Annotated in this window: 5 protein-coding genes; 3 read left to right on the forward strand and 2 right to left on the reverse strand. The window is 38.1% G+C overall.

Features of this window, described 5'->3' with window-relative positions; genetic code table 11:
* Nucleotides 1–193 (reverse strand): hypothetical protein (locus BTHERMOSOX_RS10805; RefSeq protein WP_138121140.1); only part of this gene is annotated, 193 nt, incomplete at its 3' end.
* Nucleotides 194–221: 28 nt separating this feature from the next.
* On the opposite strand from BTHERMOSOX_RS10805, the gene BTHERMOSOX_RS10810 reads away from it, so the two are divergent.
* The 3 genes from BTHERMOSOX_RS10810 to BTHERMOSOX_RS10820 are packed head-to-tail and all read left to right on the forward strand — an operon-like array spanning nt 222 to nt 1,414.
* Entirely contained in the window at nt 222–560 is a 339-nt protein-coding gene (locus BTHERMOSOX_RS10810; protein WP_138121141.1) for a type II toxin-antitoxin system RelE/ParE family toxin, read from the forward strand.
* A complete protein-coding gene (locus BTHERMOSOX_RS10815; RefSeq protein WP_138121142.1) occupies nt 557–850 on the forward strand; it encodes a helix-turn-helix domain-containing protein in 294 nt (97 codons plus the stop codon). The genes BTHERMOSOX_RS10810 and BTHERMOSOX_RS10815 overlap by 4 nt, the downstream gene beginning before the upstream one ends.
* Nucleotides 851–907: 57 nt before the next feature.
* Nucleotides 908–1,414 (forward strand): SdpI family protein, encoded by a 507-nt coding sequence (locus BTHERMOSOX_RS10820; protein ID WP_138121143.1) that lies wholly within the window; start codon nt 908–910, stop codon nt 1,412–1,414.
* Here BTHERMOSOX_RS10820 and BTHERMOSOX_RS10825 read toward each other — a convergent pair.
* Nucleotides 1,415–1,848: hypothetical protein (locus tag BTHERMOSOX_RS10825; RefSeq protein WP_171004755.1), on the reverse strand; the 434-nt coding region annotated here is incomplete at its 5' end.

The raw sequence follows: 1,848 nt of genomic DNA on the forward strand, positions 1-1,848 counted from the left end.
CTGCATCCATCACCCCTGCGTGAGCAACGGCACTCATAATGCCCCAGGTGGTTAGCCAGAGCATGGAACCCACCATAAACTTTAAAGCTTTACTCCATAGTGAAGTGACTAGGAATAAGGTTAAAAAATTGCCGCTAATAAACACAGGCACAAAAAAAATAGCATGTTGTGGGTGCATATAGTAGATTGACATCTATAATCCATTGGATTATAATAAGACTATGCAAACCATAGTAGAATTGCCAGAATTTATAAAAAAATCAAGTAAATTATTAGATTCTTCAGAAAGAAATGGTCTTATTAGTTATTTGGCAATACATGTTAAATCTGGTGATCTAATAAAAGGAACTGGTGGCATTCGAAAACTAAGATGGTCTGCACAAGGAAAAGGTAAAAGTGGTGGCGTTAGAGTGGTTTATTTTTATTACAATAAATCTATGCCTTTATTTTTACTGTCGGTATTTGGAAAAGGAGAAAAAACCAACTTATCAAAATCTGAGTGTAATGAGTTAACCAAATTAACCAAAATATTAAAAAATAGTTATGGAGTAAAAAAATGAGTACTAATATCTTTAGCAGTATTAAACAAGGGCTAGACGAAGCCGCAATGTTTGCCGAAGGCAAGAAAATAAAAGCCGTTGTTCACAATCTAACGCCTATAGATGTAAAAAATATACGGATTAATATCGCTGATATGAGTCAGAACGAATTTGCCAATGCCTTTGGTATTAGTGTTAGCACTCTTCGCCATTGGGAGCGTGGAGATAGAACGCCTCGAGGTCCTGCACTAACACTATTAAACGTTGTAGCCAAAGAGCCAAAAACAGTACTAAAAGCTCTAAGTTATTAATAATATAACTACTACTATATTATTGACTTTTCTTATAATCAGGCATACAATAAAATCATGAACACGCAACAACAAATCCTAAATGAGCTTAAAGTCCTAAATAGCAACATTGCCACTCAAGGCGATATGCAAGACTTAAGATCGGATATACAAACCACGAGTAAAGATATAAAAGCAAGTATTCAGTCAGCGAGTGTTAACAAACCTTTGCAAAGCTACAACTATCCAAGTATTCAAGCGATTGAGCCAACGGCTAATATGAAATCTCAAGACGCTATCAACAAACGCCACAGAATTCAAGGCGGCGTCATGTTTATTGGCGGCCTGGTCTTTGCAGTAGCAATTACCGCCTACGCTTATAACGGCCATACCAACATCTTTACTTTTGTTGGTGTTGCTATTACGCTTGCTGGCTTAGTACGCTTGCCACAAACTGAAAGCCCTGTTAACGGCTGGAGTGAGTATGATCACTCTAATGATTTATCTCCAGAACAAAAACATTTCGATTTGGCAGCTTCTGGAATTGAGCCGTACGCCTCATCATACGGTCTAGGCAAGGTTTAATTACTGCTTTTTAATAATATCATCCGCATCATTATTAATATTACTTGTTAAAGTGCCTGATTCGGTTTCTTCAGCTCTTAATTCACGAATATACTTATCAAAGTTGTTGGTTAGTTGTGCTAGACGCTGAGCATCACCATTCGCCTCATCGATGAATTTACTGGCCACGTCATTCAATGAATTAAATTCCATGTTTTCTCTAGAAACCGTCTCTTGTGTAGCACTAGCATCAACCTTTCCACTAACACCAAGTGCCAATGCTGCAATTTTTCCAAGTGCGGCTTTATTGCTATCAACACTTGCACTTTCAGAAGTTGATTGAGACGATGAATCAGTCACAACCTCATTCATACTCACACCATTCGACTTCCACCAGCCAACCGTTGCGTTTTCAAGCGTTCTTCGCTCTTGTTCGTTAAAGTCATCCTCGCCTC

Source organism: Bathymodiolus heckerae thiotrophic gill symbiont (assembly GCF_900128515.1).
GTDB lineage: Bacteria > Pseudomonadota > Gammaproteobacteria > PS1 > Pseudothioglobaceae > Thioglobus_A.

Excerpts from the sequence above, each read along its gene's own strand:
- BTHERMOSOX_RS10810 (WP_138121141.1), top strand. The coding sequence starts at position 222 with ATGCAAACCATAGTAGAATTGCCAGAATTTATAAAAAAATCAAGTAAA.
- BTHERMOSOX_RS10815 (WP_138121142.1), top strand. The coding sequence starts at position 557 with ATGAGTACTAATATCTTTAGCAGTATTAAACAAGGGCTAGACGAAGCC.
- BTHERMOSOX_RS10820 (WP_138121143.1), top strand. The coding sequence starts at position 908 with ATGAACACGCAACAACAAATCCTAAATGAGCTTAAAGTCCTAAATAGC.